This is a genomic window from Deltaproteobacteria bacterium RIFCSPHIGHO2_02_FULL_44_16, from assembly GCA_001798185.1.
GTDB lineage: Bacteria > UBA10199 > UBA10199 > 2-02-FULL-44-16 > 2-02-FULL-44-16 > 2-02-FULL-44-16.
The window spans coordinates 28,976-49,375 of record MGRM01000006.1 but is presented as its reverse complement, the minus strand read 5'-3'; the positions used below and the strand labels follow the sequence as shown (position 1 = coordinate 49,375).

Below are 20,400 nucleotides of genomic sequence, written 5' to 3'. Positions count from 1 at the left end.
CTTCGGACAGCACATGGGAAAGAACAATGATTCTTTAAGGAAGCGGAGTACAGCTGACTGCCCACAATTCCTTATAAAAGGACCAGATCGGTTCGAGTGCTCGTATACCGACGGTCTTCTGGAAGGTGCACCGGTGCCGAGGAAATTCCGGGATGCAGTTCGTGCATGTGGGACAGCTAATAAAGGATGGATCAAGACTTCCCACAGCAAGCGAGGGATCGCAGTGACAGGCTTGTGAGAGGTCGGGTTGTTGGCACCCGATGCACTGATAGGTTTCGCTTACCCCATTGGGCAAAGTATACGAATAGCTTTGTCCGTCATCCTGAGTGAAAGTGAGATTATTCTGAAATCCTCCGTCGCAGCTTATGTGAACGTTAAAGGTATTGGCCCTCTGAAGTCCGGGGAGATCAGGCACGGGACATCCGGGACTGTAGTTCGAAAAAAAGTGTCGATTATTCGGCCGACCATTGACATATTCAACTTTCGTATAGGTATTGGCAGCGCAATCGATGTCGGTGTCCCAAAGAACATCAAAGGCAGGAAATGAACCGGAAGGGGGGAAGAATTGATGCTCTTCCATGTTGATGGTCTGAGCACCGCCGTTGTAATCGACGGCCACAGACCGCGGATTACCGCTCGGGGCATCACGCCTTCTCGTCCAGCGGCTGCAGTTTTTTGTGGGAATCGGAACGACTCTGTCTTCTCCAGGTGCAAGATCATTCAGTGCTATTTCATACGTTGTTTGACGCGGGACATCATCACAATCTTGTGTGACAAGCAGTTTTGGATTCAGAAGCCTTGGAGTGGTGAGAACAGCCTCAGTTGTTCCCGATGGAATGCGAATTCCTCGGAGCGGACTTACATCAGCAGGCTCTATCACTCCCCTATCTCCTTGTATTTCGATTTCAAGATCTCCAACACCTCTATCCGGACGTATCCAGATATCTGCTGATTTCAAAAGTCCCGCAAGAGCATCAGGTGGCCATGACGGAAGATCGTTTTGATAGCCCCTATTTTTTCGGTAACTTAAAAGAAAAACATCGAGATCAGTGAGTTGATTTCCCGCAAAAGAGGTTGTTGCTGAACTGCTGATTTTCCCGTCTCCATTAAAATCAGCGCGTGAGTAGTTTTCTCCATCGGGATTAAAAGTGAGATCGATGATTTCAAGATCTTCATTCAGATCAAGGCGATCGCTCTGGGCGGCAAGAGCGGCAACAACCTGCGCAGAAGATTGATAAGAAACATCTTCATGAAGCAGAAGATGATCACGCAAGACACGAAAGTCGCGAATGGAAATGACATCATCACCCCAGGTCGGAACATGATAACGGTTGGAAATGGGAGAGCTGTTGTCATCAAGAGGAATGATTTCATTTCCATCAGCACTTCCATCGCTGACATCTGCATACATCTCTCCAACACTGAGACGGCCGGTAGGATTTTGAAAACGAAGAAGAAGATCAATGCAGTGCGAAGCTTTGAAGAGATTGACCATGGTGGCGGTCGATGTTCCAGCTTGAGAAAGAGCTGTGGCGCAGGAAAATCCTCCAATATTTTGTTTTAAAAGAATCTTGATATCCTGATTCTTTAACTCAGGTTCAATTGCGAGCAAAAAGGCAGCTGCTCCACTGACGTGAGGAGCGGCGCTCGACGTTCCGCCATAGGGACGAATGACAGTAGTGAAAGTATTGCCACTCTTCCCAAGGCTTGCGATTTCATCAGCTGGAGCAAAGACACCGCCGCTATCAACATTACTGTAGGCAGATCGATTTCGTAGTGGTTGAAGCGCCTCCACCACGATTCCATGTTGTCCTGCAGGAAGATGAATTAAGGCATTCGTAAAGGAGGAATTCAAATCCGCAGGAAAATTGCCAAGTCCTTTTTTGAGGCATGATCCTCCCGAGACGCATTGAGCGGAACAGTAAATTTCGGTTGGCGCAAAGTCGATTCCCGATTCGTTTCCAGCTGAAACCACAAAAAAAGTTTTGGGAGAGTTAAAGTTCAATTGATCAATAACTTGTGCAAATATGTTTGCCTTACTTTGTATCTCCTGTTCCACCAGATGCGGATCACAGGCATCACCATCCTGAACGCGATTGATGAAGCGCGGGTCACAGCGAGCTTTGCGAGAAGAACCTGGAACGGTAAAACAGGAAGTATTCCAATCGGGAAAATCGCTGATGGACATATTTACAATCCGAGGGCGGGATGGAAGGATATGAATAACAGAAATTGCAGAGGCCACGTCAAGAAAGCTTGGAGCACTAAAATCTCCTATTGAAGCATTTGGATCATCAAACAAACTTATGTCCGCTGCCTGCACGTTGACAAAAGGACTGACTCCCACCACATCTTTTTTGTTCTCCCAATTCGCTCCAATGATCCCACTGACAAGTGTTCCATGCTCGCACCTATCGAGACCTGATGCGCCGGCAGGATGGGGACACGTTTCCGTAACAGAAGTTCCGATGGAAGTAAGATGAAGAAGATCGGGATGAGGATAAAAGCCGATATCGATGACCATGACTTCCGTCAGAGGGCGGTTCAATTTTTTGAGTTGATTATTGAGACTCCAAGCTTGCGGAGCACCGATGGCCCGAAGCCCCCATGTTGGGCCACTTGGATCTTTCCAGTTTCGGTAGACCGTTGGAGGATGTGGAGGAAGAGAGTTCCCATGAACCCTTGAATCAAATGCTGCAGCTAAAATTTTTGGATGAGACGCAAGTCGATCGCGTATTGTTTTCAGTTGCTCAAAGTTGCCTACGATCGACTGGCAATCGAGCTGAAATATTTTTGCCAGAGGAACCATGCCTCCCACACGACACTCAGGGACGCTTGTCTGGATTTCTCTAAAATCTTGATCCGTTGCCTCAAGCTTGAGGGCAACCGCCAAAAAACGATTGGAGGTTTCAATGCCGATGACCGTGTTGAGGGAGAAATCTGCCTCCGTTGAGGGAATCATGTCTTTTGCCGTCATGGAGACAGGTTCGTCAGCTGCAGAAGAGATATCTTCAACTACTTCAGGATTTTGTTCCTCGTCAAACATCAATCCTGATCCGCATGAGATGGAGAAGAGGAGGAAAAAATAAAGACTCAGTTTTTGAAACAAGTGTGAAATCATTTTCCCTCTTTTTTTCTTTCCGGATGCACTTCTCTTATGGGCAAATCTTTCAAAGGGAAGAGATCAGGTTCCCGAGGTTCGGGTACCTTACTGATTCCAAAGCAAATCTGTGCTGAAGTATCTGCTACATTGGCCTGAGTAGATGTATTGATCTGAGTAAATTGGGGGTGACCGCGCAAGCATTCATAAAAATCCTCTGGCGTTAGTACGACTGGTATCTCGGGAAAACTCAAAGCTTCAAAAGCTGGAAGCGAGAGAAGTTTCCCTGGTGGAGTATTTGGAAGTCGTAATTTTTTTATTTGCGCCAGAGCATTTTGACAAATTTGAAGACATTGTTCAGGAGTTGGTTGTTGTTGGAGCTCTCCTGTAAAGGCATTGGGAACCTCGATTGATATTGGTTCCTGACGAGGAGGAAGGGTTGTTGCGATGATGACTGTATTTTGAACTTTATCAGCCATATCCGTTTATCGTGATTGCGTCCAAGAAGTTGCGCAGAATATGATGCAGATTCGTTCTCTCTTCAAGAATCATTTTAAAAATCTTTTTTTCATCTAACTTGTTGGAATCTTTTTGAAATCAGTCTTCTCGAGAAGATAAAAGGAGCAACTATTTTAAGAGAGGGTCGATTATGATTCGAGAATGCATGGAGGAAACCCAATGGTTGATATCGTTATCCGACAGTTTGCATCGATGCTTGATGTGCTTGATAAAGCACCTGATGGAGTAAATGGGAAAAGACGTCCCGGCCAATCAGATGGCTATCTTTCTAGAAGTGACCTTACGCAGTACACAGGCGTTGAGGGGATAAGCCTGAAAAATGCTGAAACATTTCAACAAAAATTTCCCTCCGCACCAGCGGGAACTTTTTCAGCGCTTCGTACGTATGAATCATTCTTTGGAGATGGAGATCGAAAGCTTTCGCTCGATGAAGCATTTCAATTCAACGATGAATTTTCTCCTCCTCTAAAAATCGTTCTCCACATGATCGGTAAAGTTCGTGAAGTGGACAGGCTTTCCAGAGGTATCACTGCCCAAAACAAATTTGATATAAGAGACGACATCATTGCTGCCCTTAACGGCCTCGTATCATATCGTTCCAAACTCCCTATAAAAGTTGATTACCTCACAAGAATTGACAAGGCAAAGCGACCAAACGACGCAAATGCTGAAGCGCAAAAAGGCAAGAATGACGGAAAAGTCACTGCAGACGAAATTCGATTGTTTCTTGATTCTTCCGACACCTATGACACCCGCATGCAACGCGACCTCTGTCTTGGAGCAGAAGTTTTTGGTTTTTCTCACGGGGATGGTTGGCGAAAAAGGTGTTTGAAAAAAACGCAACAAGACAGATGAGTTTTAATACTTAAAATTTCTTTGCGCGCACGGCAGGATTGCCACGCCATATTTGCTTCAAGCAGGATCAAACAAAGCGCTTCAAAAATGTTGCTGCTGGACAAAGTCGAATACCCTCATCCGTTTTGATATCTTCGTCCCCGTCGAAGTGAATCTGCACAGCCTCGACACCGGGAAACTTTCTGGAGAGATACTTCAAATGACCGCTTGCTTCCTGAAAAGATATTTTACACTCCACAAAAAGGATCGGTGTTCGTTCTTTGAGCACTACAAAATCGACTTCTCGTTTATCCGTATCTCGAAAATATCGAAGATCCATGTCCCATCCTTCGGTATCTTCAAAAAAATGGCACCATTTCAAAAGGTGACAGGCGATCATATTTTCAAAACGAAATCCTGTTTCCGGAATTTGTGCCCAATCAAAGTGGTAGTGTTTTGCTTCTTTTTTTACGGCGCGAATATGGGGAGCTCCGAAGGGATAAATGCGAAAAATACTGTAGAGTCGTTCGAGCATATTCATCCAGCGTACGACGGTTTGATGCGACACTTGCAAATCCTCTCTCAGAGCATTGAGTGAAAGAGGATTTCCAACAAGCGTCGGCAAGCGTATCGCCATCCGTTCGATCAGCGAAATATCATTCACTTTTTCAAGGTCTCGAAGCTCTTCGCGCAGGACACGAGACCGGTATTCTCGGCTCCAACGTCTCGTTTCTGTTTCTGAAGCTGAAAAGAAAGGTTCGGGAAATCCGCCATACATCAACAGATCGCGAAGCGATGATGTTGTTTGCGAAGAGAGTTCTTTGAGCGAAAGGGGATGGAGGCGGTAATAATGATATCGTCCCTGAAGAGAATCGCCCCCTCGTCGGTAATAATCAAGCTTTGCACTCCCCGTCACTAAAATCTGCAACTCATTTCCCCGCTTGTCATACAGTGCTTTGAGAAGCCAACGCCATCTTTGATATTTGTGCAGTTCATCGAGGATGACTGGACCAGGAGAAAAAGGGAGCTGTTTAGCGAGCAAAAATTCGCGATCACGATCATCATCCCAACTATAATAACGTTGCACGGTTGAAGAGAGTTGATCTGGCCAGGTTTCTAAGAGGTTCTTTGCAAAGGTTGTTTTTCCCACTTGCCGTGGACCACCGACAAAAACCATTTTTCTGTTTAAATCCTTGAAAACACCTTGTTTAATATATCTTTCCATATGTATTTTTTAATCCTTATCGTAAAAAACACATGAGTTTTTTGTGATAGAGCGAAATTTACTCATATTTTATTGGAAGTCGCAAGAGAAATTTAAGGTGAGCTTTGGGATTTCGATATAAAGATTGCGTGCTCGGCGACGATTTTAGAGCGGTGTGTGCTGAAATGGCCAAGCTGGCGGCCTGATTTTTTATGATCATTCGGACGTTTTTGTCGATAAAGACATTTGCATAAAAAAAAGTTTGCCAACAACATGCGAAACCGGTTTGCCTTGTGTCTCAAAACCAAATTTTTTGTAAAACCCGGTGGAATCTTCGCGACCGGTTAGCCACAATCCGCTCCTACCTTTCTGCTTCGCTATGGCAAGCAGATGCTGCATCAAAACAGCGCCAGCTCCGTGCCCCCTATGTTCCGGCGCTATCGCCATGCCACGCACACGCCAAGCACCTGGACGTACGAGCTTATGATTGGAATCCGGCAATAATGAGCCGATTCCTACGAACAGGGTTTGTTTGAAAAAAACTCCCACGTGTATGGCATCTGAATCATGATCACCGGGATAGTGGGAAACCGACTCATCCACATCTGCGTGCAGCCATGTTCTTCTGCCCTTGAAGGCCTGAGTAAACTCAATGAGTGTTGCTTTGTATAACAAAGGAACTTTCTCTTCTTGAAGAACGAATTACGTGAGCGAAAAACGAAATTTGGCGCCGTTATTCGTTGACGTTCTTCGTTCGTCGGGGAAAATTTGTCTGCGCCAAATTTTCTGCGCGCTCGGCAGGATTCGAACCTGCGACCTTCTGATCCGTAGTCAGATGCTCTCATCCACTGAGCTACGAGCGCACTGAACTAAATTTTGTTCATCAATAAGAATGCAATGACGAGAGCGTAGATGACGAGTGATTCGATCAGTGCCAATGCGATAATCATCGGTGTCTGGATTTTTCCAGCAGCATCTGGATTACGAGCAATGCCTTCAAGGGCGCTTGCTGCTGCTTTGCCTTGTCCCAGCGCGCCACCGAAAGCAGCAATGCCGATGCCAAATCCAGCAGCAATTGCCAATGCTGATCCCATGTTTCCGCTGCTTGCTTGAGCTGCTGCTTCTTCAGCAAAAGCTGCACTTGATGCAAACATCGATACCACAACTCCCCCTAACCACGTGAACATTCGTTTCATCCTTCTCCTCCTTGTAAGTAAGTTTTAATTGTTATCTTTACCAAAACTGGTGAAGATTTTTTCGCAGGGGGCCTTTGACTGAGGCGCGTCGATGCAAATTTAAAAGATCGCGCCGATGGAAACAGAAGACGCGAGGAGCGTAACCGCAGCGTCTGTACCCCGAGAGAAAATGTGAATCAGTTTTGGTAATCCTCTTATTAATGATGTGCCTCATGCTCAGTTGCCAGTGCAATATAGACCATCGACAAAAGCGTAAAGACAAAGGCCTGAATAAACGAGACAAAAATTCCAAGCAGCATAAAAATGATGGGGACAACCAGCGGCACGAGATTACTAAAGATTTCTAAAACGAGATGATCTCCAGTAATATTTCCAAACAGACGAATTGAAAGTGACGCCGGTCGTACGAGATGGCTAATAATTTCAATCGCCAGCATCAAAGGCGCTAACCAGATGATCGGGCCAGCCATATGCTTAATGTAATTTTTAATTCCCTGCTCTTTAATGCCAACCACATTGTAATAAACAAAAACTACCAAGGCACATGCGAGATTGGTATTTACATTTTCCGTTGGTGGCAAAAATCCCGGAATAAGTCCCAAAAGATTTGAGAAAAGGAGATAGATAAAGAGAGATCCGATCAGTGGGAAATAGCGATCAGCTCGCTCTCCCATCACATCGCGCATCAGTTTCAGGAGTGATGCAACCATAAACTCAAAAAGTCCTGAAAGAGTCAGTTTCTTTTGAGGAACGAGACACTTTTCAGGATGCCGCAGACGTTGCCAGGCAATGAAACTCAAAAGAGCGATGACGCTCGTGACAAATGTAGCCGTCACTTGATGGAGATGATGTTCCATCCAGGTGTGAGAAATTCCGAGATGGGTGCCGAGCCAAAGAAACAAATTAAACACGGTTTACGACTCCTTTGTTCCTTGTGATTGGAACATGCTGAAGAAAAGGGAGGCCACTATAGAGGATAAGCCAATTAAAAAAGCAAGGGGTTCAATCGAGATTTTTATGATGAGATACCAGATAGCCCATGTCATTCCGGCCATTTTTAAGAGAGAAAGGAAAAAAACGAGGATTTTTGAGGAGTTTTGGCCAGATAAAAACTGCGTAATCGCATAGCGCCAGAAAAGGAGGCTCATCAACATGAGACTACTGCCAGCTAAAGCTGAAAGCGCCGAAGGCGTTCCACCGCTGAGAGCACATATAATGATAGCGATCAGGGCAAAGAGGAGGGATCTTTGTTCAAGAGGTTTGAGAACTGTCATCTGAATCCTTCTTTTGCTTATGCCAATTAAGAATGCGGATCATATTCCAAAGCCCTCCGACAAAACCGAGAGTGAGTCCGAGGACGGCGAGCCATGGAGAGGAGCCGATTTTTTTATCGATCCATGCTCCACCCAGAAGTCCAACAATCACAGAAGCTGCAAGCTGAAAACCGACAGCTCCGTAAATGCCAAAGGCGACATAAGTCGAATTTCTATTTTGATTCATGCGAAATCCACTTTTGTACAGCTTCTAATGTTTTCTCAATATCACTTTGCGTATGAGCAAGCGACATAAACGCTGCTTCATAAGGTGAAGGAGGAAGATAAATGCCTTCATCAAGCATGGCATGAAAAAAACGTTTGAAGCGATCATTGTTTCCCTTTGATGCGGAATCAAAATCAATCACAGGATTTTTTGTAAAAAAGAGGGTCCACATCGATCCACACTGACTGATCTGATGTGCAATGTCAGCTTGTGTCAGGACACGGCTGATTTCAGAAGTCAGCTTCACTGTTTTCTCTTCAAGTGTTGTATAGGTTTCTGGATGCGACAAAAGTTTTAACGTTTCAATGCCAGCACTCATGGCAAGTGGATTTCCCGAAAGTGTCCCTGCTTGATAGACAGCCCCTAGCGGGGCTATCTGTTCCATGAATTGACGCTTCCCCCCATAAGCACCCACAGGAAGTCCGCCTCCGATAATTTTGCCAAGGCACGTCAGATCAGGAGTGATCCCATATTTTCCTTGCGCTCCCGTGAACCCCACACGAAAACCGGTCATGACTTCATCGAAGATAAGAAGCGTGCCGTGTTTCGTCGTGAGATCGCGCAGCCCTTTTAGAAATCCCGATGCTGGAAGAACGCAGCCCATATTTCCGACCACAGGTTCAACAATGATCGCGGCAATTTCATTTCCCATCTCCGTCATGATGGTTGTGACGCGTTCGAGATCATTATAACTGCAGACAATCGTTTCATGAGCGAGCATATCCGGCACACCAGCGGATGTCGACTCACCATAAGTTGCAGCTCCAGAGCCCGCTTTCACGAGCAAACTATCCGCGTGACCGTGATAGCATCCTTCGAATTTCAAAATCTTCTTTCGTTTTGTGACACCGCGCGCAAGTCGAAGGGCGCTCATCGTCGCTTCGGTTCCAGAGTTGACAAAACGAAGCATCTCCATCGAAGGGAGCGCTTGTGTGATCAGTTCGGCAAGTTCTGTTTCCAGAAGCGTTGGCGCACCGAAACTCGTTCCTGTTGTCACTGCATGCGTGAGCACGGCGCTGACATTGGGATGCGCGTGTCCTAAAATCGCAGGACCCCACGATCCCACGTAATCGATATATTCATTTCCATCGATATCCCAAAGATGCGAACCTTGTGCTTTGAGAATAAAAGGGGGCGTGCCACCGACAGATCCAAAAGCGCGAACAGGAGAGTTCACGCCACCTGGGAAAAAACGCTTCGCATGTTCATAGGCTTGTTTTGATTTTGTGTGCTGCATAATAGTGAAGATACGTTCATAGCCCATAAGAGTTTGCAAGCCTCATTGACTCTTCAGCCGGAGACCTCTACAAGGACTGCATGCAGAAAGTTGCCTTTGCCATTGTGGGCGCACTTGAAGAGGAGATTCGATCGCTTCGGGAGAAGATGCAAATTGAAATTTCTCACGATGACGAGTCGTGCCAATTCATTGAAGGACGGATGGGTGAACATGATGTGGTTTTAGTGCGAAGTGGTGTGGGATCTCATCGAGTCGAAAAAGCGCTTCCGATGTTTTTTGAACGTTATCATCCCGGATTTCTTCTTGGAATCGGCTTTTGCGGGGCAACCGATCCAGAACTGAATGTTGGGGATTTGGTGATTGCTGACACCATCAGTGTTCTTCCAAAAGGAGAAGAGATCGTTCTCGATGCGTTGCAGGTAAAAAAAGCTGTGTCGCTTTGTGAAGAACATCGTTTTCGCTATCGACAAGGAAAAATTGTGACCAGTCCTCACGTGGTTCGCCGTCAACACGAAAAAGCTTTTCTTGGAACTTCGGAGAGCGCCATTGCGGTCGATATGGAAAGTTTTTCTCTTCTCCAGTTAACGCTTCAATATGACATTCCTGCCTGTGTTGTCCGTTCTGTTTTTGATCCTCTTGAATGTGAATTGCCTGCAGTTGAGGGGACGCTTGACAGTGCGGGCCGACCAAAACCACTCCCATTTCTGAAGTTTTTAGCTGCAGATCCAAAACAGATCTTCAAACTTCCCGAACTCATGTATAGTGCCAAAAAAGCGCGAGAAGTTCTGACTCATTTTGTGGAGGCATGGATTTATGCAAAACCAACGTAAGATTTTTGTCCGAATTCTTCTCGCCATTTTTCTGCTTGGTGCGACGCTGCTCGTGTTTCGTAATGCCCGTGATTATCTCAAAGATGGTTCTGAGCTGGTTCATCAGTCGACTGAAAAAAAACTGAAGCGTTTACATCGCTGGATTCCAGATCATACTGCTCTGGTTACGGTCTTAGATTTAAATCTCATTCGAGCAGACACCTTTCTTTCTGCGCTTCTGAGCGATGTGATGCGTCGAGATAGTTTTGCAAACGGTGTTGTTCAACCTTTTTTGGAATCGACGGATATTGGCATGCTTGCAGTCATTGCGCATTATGATGAAGCGGATAAACCGCAAGCAGCGGTCGTCATGCAAGGAGCTTTTGATCCGGATCAGTTGAAAAAAATGATTGAAGAAGCAGCAACTGCCGAAGGAATTACTCTTGAAAAACATGACGTCGGAAAAGCAGAAATTTATTTTGAAAAGGAATCTGAAGCGCCTCTCGCATTTGCTTTTCTGGATCGAGCCCACTGGGCTATTGGATCGCACGATGTTATCTTAAAACTTTTTTCTGATATCCCGAAGAAGTCTCTTTTTCAACAAAAAGGAAATGCGTTTCTTTTTGGTCGCATTCTTTTTGTGCCGCGACTCCAAAAAATTCTTCCTCATCAATTTGCTTCGCTGCATGAAGCACGATTTTTTTCCAATGATGGAAAACAATTGCAAGCCGAAGTTCCTTGTAGCAGCTTCGAAGAAGTAGAGGCGTTAAAACTTTTCCTTTCCGGTTTTAAATCACTCCTTCTTCTTCAACATCAAGACAATCCATCCATTACTTCTGTGCTCAATTCTACTGTTCTTTTTTCAGAAGGGACGACATTTCAGATGACAGCAGATCTTTCGCCGCTTATCGCGTTGTGGGGACATGGATTGCCGAAGTAAATCGGTTAAAAAATTCTAAAGTAGCATTTGCCGCCAATTCTTTTTCAAAGTCGAGTGTCATGACGTGGTGTGATCGTGGGAAACGAGCGATTTCAATATGCTGTGAACCACATAATTTTTTGATGATGCGAACATTTGAAGAAGGAGAGACTTGGTCATGATCAGCATGCACCAGAAGGAGAGGATTTTTAATATGTGGAAGTTCTTCCCGTATTTTTCGTTGAAGATCGATAAGTTCATAGGTTGCATGAGCAGGTATACGTTTCAGTGAATGTTCCATATAAAACTTTCGTCCTTCAGGATCTGCAACACTTCGTAGGGGATCCTTTGCCACTGATGTGATCAAAAATCTCAAAGGTGTATAACGGACCAAATAAATAAGAAATGTGTTCAAAAAATTGAGATGGAAAGGGGTTGAGAGTAAAGCTAAAGCTCGGAGTTCTTTCCCTTCGTTTGCGGCAAGATGAAGACCAAGAAGCGCACCAAGAGAAATACCTGCATAAGAGATCTGATCGGTTTCTTGTCGAAGGCTCTGATAGGCATCGAGAACAGATTGATACCATTCTTGCCACGTAACTCTTTCGAGGTTTTTAAGAGTGTCATGTCCAGCAAGCCGCGGCGTCACCACGTTAAAACCATGTGCAGCAAGTTTTACAGAGAGACTCGCAACAGTTGCTGGTGTTCCGGTGAGGCCGTGGACCACAAGACATGCTTTCATTGTGTTTGAAATAACATTCCTTTTGCTGATTGACAAGGAGACGATGGTGCGGCACGAAACCCCCCATGCTTGAAACGCTCTACATTTCGATTAAGAATGAACTTGTGGCGGTGGAAGAGGTCTTAAAAACTCATCTTCGCTCTGAACTTCCGATCATCACGGATGTGTCACAGTATGTGATTCAAAACGGTGGCAAACGTCTTCGCCCAGCGCTCTTTTTACTCTGTTCGCGACTCGTCGGTTTTAATGATGAAGCGAGACCCCGACTCGCAGCTTCATTTGAAATTTTGCATACCGCAAGTCTTCTTCATGATGATGTGGTCGATGACGCTCTTCTTCGTCGTGGAAAACCTTCCACGAAAGCGAAGTGGGGAAACCAAGTCAGCGTGTTGGTGGGAGATTTTCTCTGGACGAAAGCAACATCGCTTCTGGTTTTTTATGGACATCAAAAACTTTTAGAACTTGTGGTTCGTTCTATTTCCGCGCTTACGGAAGGTGAACTGTTAGAGATCGGTCGTCATCACGATCTGACGATGAGCCATGAAGAATATTTAAAAATCGTACGCCATAAAACAGCCGCTCTTTTTGCGAGTTGTTCTGAAGGAGCAGCGATCGCGGCTGATGTCTCCGAACAATTTTCGTCTGCTCTTCGAGGTTACGGTGTGGATTTGGGCATCGCATTTCAGCTTGCGGATGATGCTCTTGATTATGATTCTGATGAAGGAACGTTTGGCAAAAAAGCTGGTGGAGATTTGCGTGAAGGAAAACTCACGTATCCGTTGATCGTTGCGCTCACACAGACCGATGCTACGGAATCCAATATTATTCGAGAAGCCCTCATTTCGGATCATCTCTCTGATACTCAATTCGCGCTCGTCCTTTCTATTCTCAAAAAATATAATGCACTCGAAGCTACTTTTGATCTTGCCAGACAATATGCCGAAAAAGCCAAATCCCATTTGGCTCTTTTTAAACCCTCCATTGAGCGCGAAGCTCTTGTTGCTGTTGCTGATTATGCTGTGAACCGATCGGATTAATCAACACGTTGAACCGGTCACAATTTGTGACCAGTTCTTCTTTTTCCTCACAAGTAAGGAGAAAGAAAACGAGCATCAGGTGACGAGCTTTTGCTCGTCACCGTGAAATGCTCTTACAAGGAGGAGGATGCATTCCCCCGTCCTTGCTGCGCCAGGGTTTACGGAGTAGGAGTGGAAGATGTTGCGAGCGTTGTATTTCCGGTCACAACTACAAACGGTTTGAGTTGGCTTAAAAGTTTTTCTCCAATGCCTTTGACATTGAGAAGATCAGAAGCCTGGCTGTAGGGTCTTCCTTTTGTAATGGCTTCAGCCTTTGCTTGACCGATGCCGGGGAGTTGCATCAGTTGCTCGAGAGATGCAGTATTCACATTAATTTGCCCTGTAAGACTTTTGTTTTGTGCTCCCTGTGCAAATGTTGCAATTCCGACAAACAGAAAAACTGTACTGATAATGAAACATCGTTTTACGTTGTACCTCATGACTCCTCCTTTTGAGTTGGTTTGCGATCACGAATGTGAATTTTTCCGTCTCGGGGAAATGCATCGAGAAAGGCATTGAGCGAGCCATCGCGATTGACAAATGCTGCTCCAATACGAATCCATTTTGCTTTTCCCTCTTTTCCTTGACCATCTAAAACTTGAAAAACGTCTTTCATGTTTTGTTCTGACATCTCAAACTCCTTTCTGTGTGATGCTTCTTGTGAAATGGAGAAAAGCAAATCGCGTGCCAACATGCCAAATGTGCAAGAGCCTGATTTTTCGGTAAGTTATTTGAAGAGGAGTGCGAACCGCTGTTTCAAAAGTGGAGCGTTTTTTAACATTCTGTACATATTCGCTCCACTTTTCGCTCGCGCGGAGTGAATCCGCGACTCGCTAAAGTCAGGGGGAGATCCTAGCTCTCCCCCTGACTACCCCCATCGGTTACTTTTGCTTGCGTTCAGATCCTGTCACGCTAAAAGAAGAAAAATGAACACTAAAACGTCTCAATTTCGAAAGTTGCTTCACAAAGGTCTCGTGATCATGCCCGGGGCCTTTAACGCTTACTCCGCTTTACTCATCGAACAAGCAGGATTTTCGGCCTATTACATTTCAGGTGCGGGCCTTGCGAACGCTGTGTTCGGTGTCCCGGACATCGGCATTCCGACGCTTCCAGAAGCGGCCGAGCATGCACGCCGTATTGATCAGACTGTTTCCATCCCCGGCATTTCCGATGCGGATACAGGATTTGAAAATATTTCAGCAACGATCAAAACATTTGAGGCAAGTGGTGTTGCCGGTATTCATCTTGAAGATCAGCAAACCGACAAACGTTGTGGTCATCTTGAAGGAAAAAAGCTTATTTCTGCGAAAGAGATGGGGAAAAAAATTGAGAAAGCGATCACAACGAAAAAAGATAAAAATTTTCTGGTGATCGCAAGGACTGATGCCGCGGCTGTTGAAGGCTTTGATGCGGCTCTCAAAAGAGCGAAACTCTATGAAGATGCAGGAGCAGATGCGATTTTTACGGAAGCTCTGACGAGTGAAAAAGAATTTGCTGCATTTCGCCAAGCCATAAAAATTCCTCTCCTGGCAAATATGACTGAGTTTGGAAAAACCCCGTATCTGTCGATTAAAAAATTTGAAGCGCTTGGTATGAACATGGTTATTTTCCCCATGACCCTTTTTCGGGTCGCTGCCAAGTCCATGCAGCAGGCTCTTGTCGAGCTGAAGCAAAAAGGGACGCAAAAAGGGATATTAGAAAAGATGCAGACACGACAAGAGCTGTATAAACTCTTGAAATATAATCCATAAGGTATTACATGTTCAAAACCTGCTTCGGGTAAGCTTTCTCGGGCCGCTCCGCTGTGGGTCGTCCCACAGCGTTTGCTTAGCTCTCGGAAATTTTATTTATGATATCCCGGCTGATAAAATTTGCCTCGAGATACCCTGCGAAAGCCTTACCCTCGCGCGGTTTTGAAAAGGAGTAAGAAATGCCAGAAAAGAAAGAATATCCTAACTATAGTCCCGGACTCGAGGGAGTCATTGCAGGCGTGAGCAGCATTTCACGCGTTGATCCTGAAAAACAGGTCTTAACACTGCGTGGTTATGATGCGACAGAGCTCGCGAAGAAAGCTTCTTTTGAAGAAGTGGCATATCTTTTAATTGTCGGTCATCTTCCCAAAAAAAAAGAACTGAATGATTTTAAAGCGCGAATCAAAGTACACATGCATCTTCATCGTGAACTGATTGATATGCTCGGTTTACTTCCCAAAACAAAACATCCCATGGATGGACTTCGCACGGGCATTTCATTTTTATCAGGAAGTGATCCGGATCTCGATGATCTTTCACACGATGCGAATATCCGAAAAGCAACACGACTTATGGGATTTACGCCAGCAATCGTTGCAGCAGGATGGAGAATTCAAAATGGAAAAGAACCCATTTCTTCCGATCCAAATCTTTCCTATGCCGCAAATTTTCTTTGGATGTTACATGGCGAAATTCCAACACCTGAAACAGAAAAAGTTTTTAATGCTTCTCTCATTCTCTATGCAGAACACGGTTTTAATGCTTCGACGTTTGCGTGTCGTGTGACAGCATCAACGCTTGCAGATATGTATTGTGCGGTTGTGGCAGGCATTGGAACGCTCAAAGGTTCGCTGCATGGCGGAGCCAATGAAAAAGCGATGGAAGTGATGTTGAAAATTGGCGATCCCAAAAAAGCGGAAAAATATATTTTGGAGGCGATTGTAAAAAAAGAAAAGCTCATGGGATTTGGACATCGCGTTTATAAAACAGGGGATAGCCGCGTTCCCACATTAAAAGAACTCGGAAAGATTTATGCGACGTCAAAGAAAGAAATGAAATGGTATGACATGGCGCAAACCATGGAAGAGGTCATGGTGCGTGAAAAGAAAATTTATCCGAATGTCGATTTGCCATCGGCTTGGATTTACTATCAAATGGAAATTCCGATTCCTTTGTATACTCCGATTTTTGCCATTGCGCGTATGAGCGGTTGGACCGCTCATATTATTGAGCAGCTCGATAAGAATCGGCTCATTCGACCAAAATCGATCTATGAAGGTCCTGAACTTCAGCCGTATGTCTCCATCGACAAACGAAAATAAACTGGTAAAAATGTTTCTCATACGGAAAGCACTTCGTGTTATACTGGCGCCGTGTCAGGGAAACTCCAAAAAGTGGTTCTCGATAGCTCTCTTCTCTCGACCGAAGACGAAGTCAAAAATCTTCTCGAGATGTTTGAATTTTATTTAGTGGAAAGAGGTTTTGGAAAATCGATCGTTGTGCTTCGTGACATTATCGGTGATCTCCGAACCATTATTGGCCGGCTTTTAACCGATCATTTTTTAAAACTTCAACGCGAACGCGAAGCGCATTTTTGTGCCACCCTTGCAACCCTTCTTCTTGAACGAGCTGAGAAGTGTGGACAGAGCGATGAAGATGAACATGAATATATTGATTACTGCATCGAAGAAGTGCTCATGAGTTTTGAATACGCTCAGGAGATCAAGTCGGAGTTTCGCGGAGATCCAGTGATGCAGCGTCTTCTCATGATCGACATTCCGATTTTACGTCCCTTTGATTACGGCCTTCGTCAAAGGATACGGTTAGTAAAATCAAATTAGATCGATGCAAATTCTTCCGCGTATTTATGAAGGAGCTGATCGAACGTCCAAAGTTTCACTTTGGTCATCTTGGCTGAAGCAAGGAGATGAATGTCAATAAATCCAAGTCCTTTTCCAAAAAGTTTTTGATGTTCAATAAAGGCTAAGACTTCTTCATCAGTGGCTATCAGGGTTTTTGGAAGTCGCATTAAAAGGTCAAGAATTTCAGAACGGTTTTTGAGATGACCACACGCAATTTCTCCAATGATCAACGGATGAATGAGCACTCCATCATTCTGAAGCAAAAAAACTAGTTTTGAGTCGGTACGCCGAAAATGATTGATCCACACCGACGTATCAACCAGGATCATGATGTCCTTTGATGTTTTGAACGTCGGCGACGTTTGACAGGCCGAAGCAATGGTTCGCTACCACCAAGAGAGATAAGACGTTCCCGCACATGTTTCGCGATAAGCGCTTCAAGGCCAGCGTGGATAAGCGCTGTTTTTTCGCGGATTCTTGTTAAAGATTTGGCTTTTTCGATGAGTTCCGGATCGAGATTGAGGGTTGTTCTCATGCAGATCATTATGCATATTTTATGCATATCGTCAAGGAGAGATTTTTCTCTTTATTGTTGTCCTAAAATGATCGGCAGACCTTCTTTCCCGGATCCAATAATAACAACCTTTGTATTGTCGCTTTTCGAAAGCGCTTGGGTTGCTTCAATACCGCGGAGTTTTAAAATGGATTCTGAAAGTCCTTGTGATGCAATACTATTGAAATCAGAGATACCCTTGGCTTCAATTCGTTTTCGTTCTGCTTCTTGGCTTTCGCGTTGCAAAACAAACTGCATCTGCTGCGCTTGCTGTTCTGCTTCTAATTTTTTTTCAATTGCAGTGGAAAGAATTGGTGGGAGCTTCACAGCACGAATAAGAACCTTTTCAATTCGGATACCACGTTGTTCAATCATCGGTTGAAGTTGCGTGAACATTTTTTCGGTGACGATTTCTCGCTCAGCAGTATAGAGCGCTTTTGCTTCATACTCTGCGGTCACCCCACGAATGACGGAACGAATTTGTGGTGTGACAATGATGCTCACGTAGTTTGGTCCCACGGTACGATAGACTTCCGGCGCTTTGACCGGATCGAGAGAAAAGAGAACCGAGAAATCAACACCAACCGTTAAGCCTTCTTTCGAGGGGACTGTAGCATCCTCAGTAATTTGTTCTGTGCGGATACTCATTTTATGCACTTTGACGAGAGGGTTAATGACATTAATACCTTCCCGCAGACTCTGTTCGTAGACTTTTCCGAAAAGTGTCATGACACCGACATGTCCTGCAGGAATGACCACCACTGCTTTGGTGAAGAGAATAAAAAGAGCGATCGCGATGGAGATAAAGCCAATTTGCTTCCGTGTAAGATTGATTCCTGCTGGCATCATAATTCCTCCTTGAAGATGGATGAAGCTGATCTTTAGGAGAATGCTTCTGGTCCTGCAAGGAGAATCCGAAATTCATTTTGGAGGTGACGAGGCAATATCGAGAAAGATCTCGTGAAGAAGAGAAGAGGGTGAAGCATTTGGAAAATAACGATCCATGATGGCGGTGAATTCACGGATGACCACACTTTCTGAAACGTATCCCGGTTCATCCCCATGAAGATGATCTTCGAGCTCTCGTGAGGCATTGTTTGCAAGAAAAGGGGGGATGACTCCCTCTTCACTCATCTTGAGTATCATCGGCTGAACCAGATGAATCAGGGCCTGTGTTCCTTCAAAACTGAGCCCCCCAAGGCCCATGACTGTTGCCTCTTTGATTTCTCGAAGACGTTCGGGCGTTGAACTCCCCTCCCAAGCTCCCGCAAGAACAAGTTTTTGCGCTAAGAGTTCTTCGACCCTCATGGCTTTGACCGTTTGATGGAGGTCTTGTAATCGCGAATGAGAGGGATACATGCGTCGTTTGACCGCAAGAATGCGAAAGACCGATTTTTCCAATTGTTCTCGAGTAATCTCACCAGAAGCAAGCAGCTCACGTCCGATATCAAGGTAGGTTTGCAAGCGCTGCGTGGGAGGCGCATCGAAATACACCATCATATCCACATCCGCGTTCGTGAGTTGTTTGAGAAGATAGCGCCATCGCTCTTGTTGAAACACAAACTCATTCGATTTTTTCCCGAGCATCTTTTTATAATAAGGAAAAAATACGGGAGCGCCCATGTCATCCGTAATCACCACGACCTCTTTCCCGTACGCTCCAAGTTCTTTTCGGAGCCATGCGATGCCACGGGAGGAGAGAGCGAATGGAGTCGGTCCTCCTGAACTCTCTTCGAGATGAAGTTCGGGAACGACCACACCTGAAACCATGACCCCCACGTGTCGTGGTCCAAAGCGCTCGACCATCTCTCGAAAGGGTGTCACGTCACGTAGGATTTCATCGCTGCTTCGAGCATCGACGGCAAAGTTCATGCACGATTCCAGGCTTCCTGTTAGTGTTCCATATCCTGGAGCATGTTTGAGAATGAAAAATCCGGGATTCTTGGTGTTCTGCGTCGATGCAACCGTGAGACTTCCGAAAAGAGTGGCGATATCGGGGCGCCATGTATGAATGCGATTTTGTTTCCAGAGTGTGGACTGTTCTCGTTTTTCTTTGCTTCCTGAAGCGACATCGACAGAGGGACCATAGATCATGTTATATCCTTGATCGAGCATGGCGCGATAACTTGTGGCTTGTGCGTAATAAGTTTCTGCGAGTCGAAGGAGAGGTTGGAGCATCCAGGCTGCTTCAGCACGAAAGCGTCTGACACGTGCTGAAAGTGAAGAGGTGAGCGTTCCTTGCACAGTCGGTGGAAAACTCTCTTCTTCCTTCGAAGCTCTTTCTTTTATCAAAAGAGCGTCACTCTCTACCGAAACCGATGTGGCTTCTCCCCCCAAGCTGTTGATGGGTCCTGGCTTGGGCACTGACATAAGATTCCTTTATCGTTTCATCATGGCTTCAAGTTCTTCAAGCTGGCGCTTTTTCTCGGTCGAAAGTTCTGCGCCATTATCCATTTGAAGAAGTCGGTACGCTTTCCCCTCTTCATCATAGAAAGTAATTTTTTCTGAACGCCGTTGTTCTACTTGAGCGCTAAAAGCTTGAAAGAGTTTGGCCATAGAAAGTGATCCTTTGGGTACAGTTGCGTGATAACAACTCTCTTCAGCGCATAAATAGAGGTCATAAGCGCCGTTCCAGACATTTGCTTCACTTGTTGTTTCGATTTTATTTCGAGGAATTTCCGTGACTTCGATTTGAATCTTCTCTTTTTGAAGCGTGGTGGTGAGAATCCTTGTTCTGCTCATAGGAGCTCCTTTATCTCTCCCCAAGCAGTGTATGTGAACTTCACTCTCACTGTTATTATCGGTTGAGAAAGGAGCTGAAGTTTCTTCTCGTGCTATTTTTTTGAGAAATTTTTTATCCGTATCGAAAAGCGCTATCGCCAATAAACTCACGTATGATCGATGTTCGCGGGACTTCGATCGGAAGGATGGGAATGAAAAGATTGAAAAAACGAGCAAGACGCATCGCTTCAATAAACGAAGGATGATTGCGAGGAACTTCCATCAAAAAACGTTCCGAGAAGGGTTTGAGCACAGCGTGTTCATAGACGAGAGCTGAATTA

At 45.1% G+C, this 20,400-nt stretch carries 24 protein-coding genes, 1 tRNA gene and 1 pseudogene (1 of these 26 running past the window's edge); 7 read left to right on the top strand and 19 right to left on the bottom strand.

Annotated features, from left to right (window positions below; genetic code table 11):
- Positions 1 to 34: 34 nt before the first annotated feature.
- On the bottom strand, positions 35 to 3,121 hold the full coding sequence (locus A3C46_03475) for a hypothetical protein (GenBank protein OGQ23183.1): 3,087 nt from the start codon (positions 3,119 to 3,121) through the stop codon (positions 35 to 37).
- On the bottom strand, positions 3,118 to 3,579 hold the full coding sequence (locus A3C46_03470) for a hypothetical protein (protein OGQ23182.1): 462 nt from the start codon (positions 3,577 to 3,579) through the stop codon (positions 3,118 to 3,120). Before A3C46_03470 ends, A3C46_03475 begins: the two co-directional genes overlap by 4 nt.
- A 199-nt stretch (positions 3,580 to 3,778) precedes the next feature.
- On the opposite strand from A3C46_03470, the gene A3C46_03465 reads away from it, so the two are divergent.
- The gene (locus A3C46_03465; protein ID OGQ23181.1) at positions 3,779 to 4,474 is read left to right on the top strand and encodes a hypothetical protein; all 696 of its coding nucleotides are present in this window, start codon (positions 3,779 to 3,781) and stop codon (positions 4,472 to 4,474) included.
- A gap of 67 nt (positions 4,475 to 4,541) precedes the next feature.
- Here the strand turns inward: A3C46_03465 and A3C46_03460 are convergent, their stop codons facing one another.
- The 8 genes from A3C46_03460 to A3C46_03425 all read right to left on the bottom strand — a co-directional run bounded on the left by A3C46_03460 (position 4,542) and on the right by A3C46_03425 (position 9,656).
- Positions 4,542 to 5,678: a hypothetical protein gene (locus A3C46_03460; GenBank protein OGQ23180.1), complete on the bottom strand. Its 1,137-nt coding sequence runs from the start codon at positions 5,676 to 5,678 to the stop codon at positions 4,542 to 4,544.
- 195 nt (positions 5,679 to 5,873) lie between these two features.
- Positions 5,874 to 6,332, bottom strand: a complete 459-nt coding sequence (locus tag A3C46_03455; protein OGQ23179.1) for a hypothetical protein — start codon at positions 6,330 to 6,332, stop codon at positions 5,874 to 5,876.
- A gap of 114 nt (positions 6,333 to 6,446) precedes the next feature.
- Positions 6,447 to 6,520: transfer RNA gene (locus A3C46_03450), tRNA-Arg, on the bottom strand.
- Between the two features lie 6 nt (positions 6,521 to 6,526).
- Positions 6,527 to 6,853: an ATP synthase F0 subunit C gene (locus A3C46_03445; protein ID OGQ23178.1), complete on the bottom strand. Its 327-nt coding sequence runs from the start codon at positions 6,851 to 6,853 to the stop codon at positions 6,527 to 6,529.
- A 197-nt stretch (positions 6,854 to 7,050) separates the two neighbouring features.
- On the bottom strand, positions 7,051 to 7,710 hold the full coding sequence (locus A3C46_03440; protein OGQ23259.1) for an ATP synthase F0 subunit A: 660 nt from the start codon (positions 7,708 to 7,710) through the stop codon (positions 7,051 to 7,053).
- A gap of 57 nt (positions 7,711 to 7,767) precedes the next feature.
- A complete protein-coding gene (locus A3C46_03435) occupies positions 7,768 to 8,127 on the bottom strand; it encodes a hypothetical protein (GenBank protein OGQ23177.1) in 360 nt (119 codons plus the stop codon).
- The gene (locus tag A3C46_03430) at positions 8,105 to 8,353 is read right to left on the bottom strand and encodes a hypothetical protein (protein ID OGQ23176.1); all 249 of its coding nucleotides are present in this window, start codon (positions 8,351 to 8,353) and stop codon (positions 8,105 to 8,107) included. The genes A3C46_03435 and A3C46_03430 overlap by 23 nt, the downstream gene beginning before the upstream one ends.
- The gene (locus tag A3C46_03425) at positions 8,340 to 9,656 is read right to left on the bottom strand and encodes a glutamate-1-semialdehyde-2,1-aminomutase (GenBank protein ID OGQ23175.1); all 1,317 of its coding nucleotides are present in this window, start codon (positions 9,654 to 9,656) and stop codon (positions 8,340 to 8,342) included. The genes A3C46_03430 and A3C46_03425 overlap by 14 nt, the downstream gene beginning before the upstream one ends.
- A 53-nt stretch (positions 9,657 to 9,709) precedes the next feature.
- Here A3C46_03425 and A3C46_03420 point away from each other — a divergent pair, with 53 nt between their 5' ends.
- Together A3C46_03420 and A3C46_03415 are read left to right on the top strand one after the other, a co-directional pair.
- Complete coding sequence (locus A3C46_03420; GenBank protein ID OGQ23174.1) at positions 9,710 to 10,459, top strand: hypothetical protein; 750 nt, start codon at positions 9,710 to 9,712, stop codon at positions 10,457 to 10,459.
- The gene (locus A3C46_03415) at positions 10,443 to 11,378 is read left to right on the top strand and encodes a hypothetical protein (protein OGQ23173.1); all 936 of its coding nucleotides are present in this window, start codon (positions 10,443 to 10,445) and stop codon (positions 11,376 to 11,378) included. Before A3C46_03420 ends, A3C46_03415 begins: the two co-directional genes overlap by 17 nt.
- Here A3C46_03415 and A3C46_03410 read toward each other — a convergent pair.
- Entirely contained in the window at positions 11,344 to 12,096 is a 753-nt protein-coding gene (locus A3C46_03410; GenBank protein ID OGQ23172.1) for a hypothetical protein, read from the bottom strand. The two genes, A3C46_03415 and A3C46_03410, sit on opposite strands and share 35 nt — an antisense overlap.
- 65 nt (positions 12,097 to 12,161) lie before the next feature.
- On the opposite strand from A3C46_03410, the gene A3C46_03405 reads away from it, so the two are divergent.
- Positions 12,162 to 13,133, top strand: a complete 972-nt coding sequence (locus A3C46_03405) for a hypothetical protein (protein OGQ23171.1) — start codon at positions 12,162 to 12,164, stop codon at positions 13,131 to 13,133.
- A gap of 158 nt (positions 13,134 to 13,291) precedes the next feature.
- Here the strand turns inward: A3C46_03405 and A3C46_03400 are convergent, their stop codons facing one another.
- Together A3C46_03400 and A3C46_03395 are read right to left on the bottom strand one after the other, a co-directional pair.
- Complete coding sequence (locus A3C46_03400; GenBank protein ID OGQ23258.1) at positions 13,292 to 13,555, bottom strand: hypothetical protein; 264 nt, start codon at positions 13,553 to 13,555, stop codon at positions 13,292 to 13,294.
- A gap of 53 nt (positions 13,556 to 13,608) precedes the next feature.
- Positions 13,609 to 13,803, bottom strand: a complete 195-nt coding sequence (locus tag A3C46_03395; protein ID OGQ23170.1) for a hypothetical protein — start codon at positions 13,801 to 13,803, stop codon at positions 13,609 to 13,611.
- Positions 13,804 to 14,098: 295 nt separating this feature from the next.
- Between A3C46_03395 and A3C46_03390 the strand changes: the two genes are divergently transcribed.
- From A3C46_03390 to A3C46_03380, 3 genes are all read left to right on the top strand, one after another.
- Complete coding sequence (locus A3C46_03390; protein ID OGQ23169.1) at positions 14,099 to 14,923, top strand: methylisocitrate lyase; 825 nt, start codon at positions 14,099 to 14,101, stop codon at positions 14,921 to 14,923.
- 179 nt (positions 14,924 to 15,102) lie between these two features.
- Positions 15,103 to 16,245, top strand: coding sequence for a hypothetical protein (locus A3C46_03385; GenBank protein ID OGQ23168.1), 1,143 nt, complete (start codon positions 15,103 to 15,105; stop codon positions 16,243 to 16,245).
- 51 nt (positions 16,246 to 16,296) lie between these two features.
- The gene (locus tag A3C46_03380) at positions 16,297 to 16,764 is read left to right on the top strand and encodes a hypothetical protein (protein OGQ23167.1); all 468 of its coding nucleotides are present in this window, start codon (positions 16,297 to 16,299) and stop codon (positions 16,762 to 16,764) included.
- Here the strand turns inward: A3C46_03380 and A3C46_03375 are convergent.
- The 6 genes and pseudogenes from A3C46_03375 to A3C46_03350 form a co-directional block, all read right to left on the bottom strand.
- Positions 16,761 to 17,114 carry a ribonuclease gene (locus tag A3C46_03375; protein ID OGQ23166.1) on the bottom strand — a complete coding sequence of 118 codons (354 nt, stop codon included), beginning with the start codon at positions 17,112 to 17,114 and terminating at the stop codon, positions 16,761 to 16,763. The two genes, A3C46_03380 and A3C46_03375, sit on opposite strands and share 4 nt — an antisense overlap.
- Positions 17,111 to 17,320 carry an antitoxin gene (locus A3C46_03370; GenBank protein OGQ23165.1) on the bottom strand — a complete coding sequence of 70 codons (210 nt, stop codon included), beginning with the start codon at positions 17,318 to 17,320 and terminating at the stop codon, positions 17,111 to 17,113. Before A3C46_03370 ends, A3C46_03375 begins: the two co-directional genes overlap by 4 nt.
- Before the next feature lie 51 nt (positions 17,321 to 17,371).
- Positions 17,372 to 18,229: a membrane protease subunit, stomatin/prohibitin gene (locus tag A3C46_03365; protein OGQ23164.1), complete on the bottom strand. Its 858-nt coding sequence runs from the start codon at positions 18,227 to 18,229 to the stop codon at positions 17,372 to 17,374.
- A 30-nt stretch (positions 18,230 to 18,259) separates the two neighbouring features.
- Positions 18,260 to 19,708 (bottom strand): hypothetical protein, encoded by a 1,449-nt coding sequence (locus tag A3C46_03360; protein ID OGQ23163.1) that lies wholly within the window; start codon positions 19,706 to 19,708, stop codon positions 18,260 to 18,262.
- Between the two features lie 9 nt (positions 19,709 to 19,717).
- Complete coding sequence (locus A3C46_03355) at positions 19,718 to 20,080, bottom strand: hypothetical protein (GenBank protein ID OGQ23162.1); 363 nt, start codon at positions 20,078 to 20,080, stop codon at positions 19,718 to 19,720.
- Between the two features lie 112 nt (positions 20,081 to 20,192).
- A pseudogene (locus A3C46_03350) lies at positions 20,193 to 20,400 on the bottom strand (hypothetical protein); it runs 1,325 nt beyond the window's last position.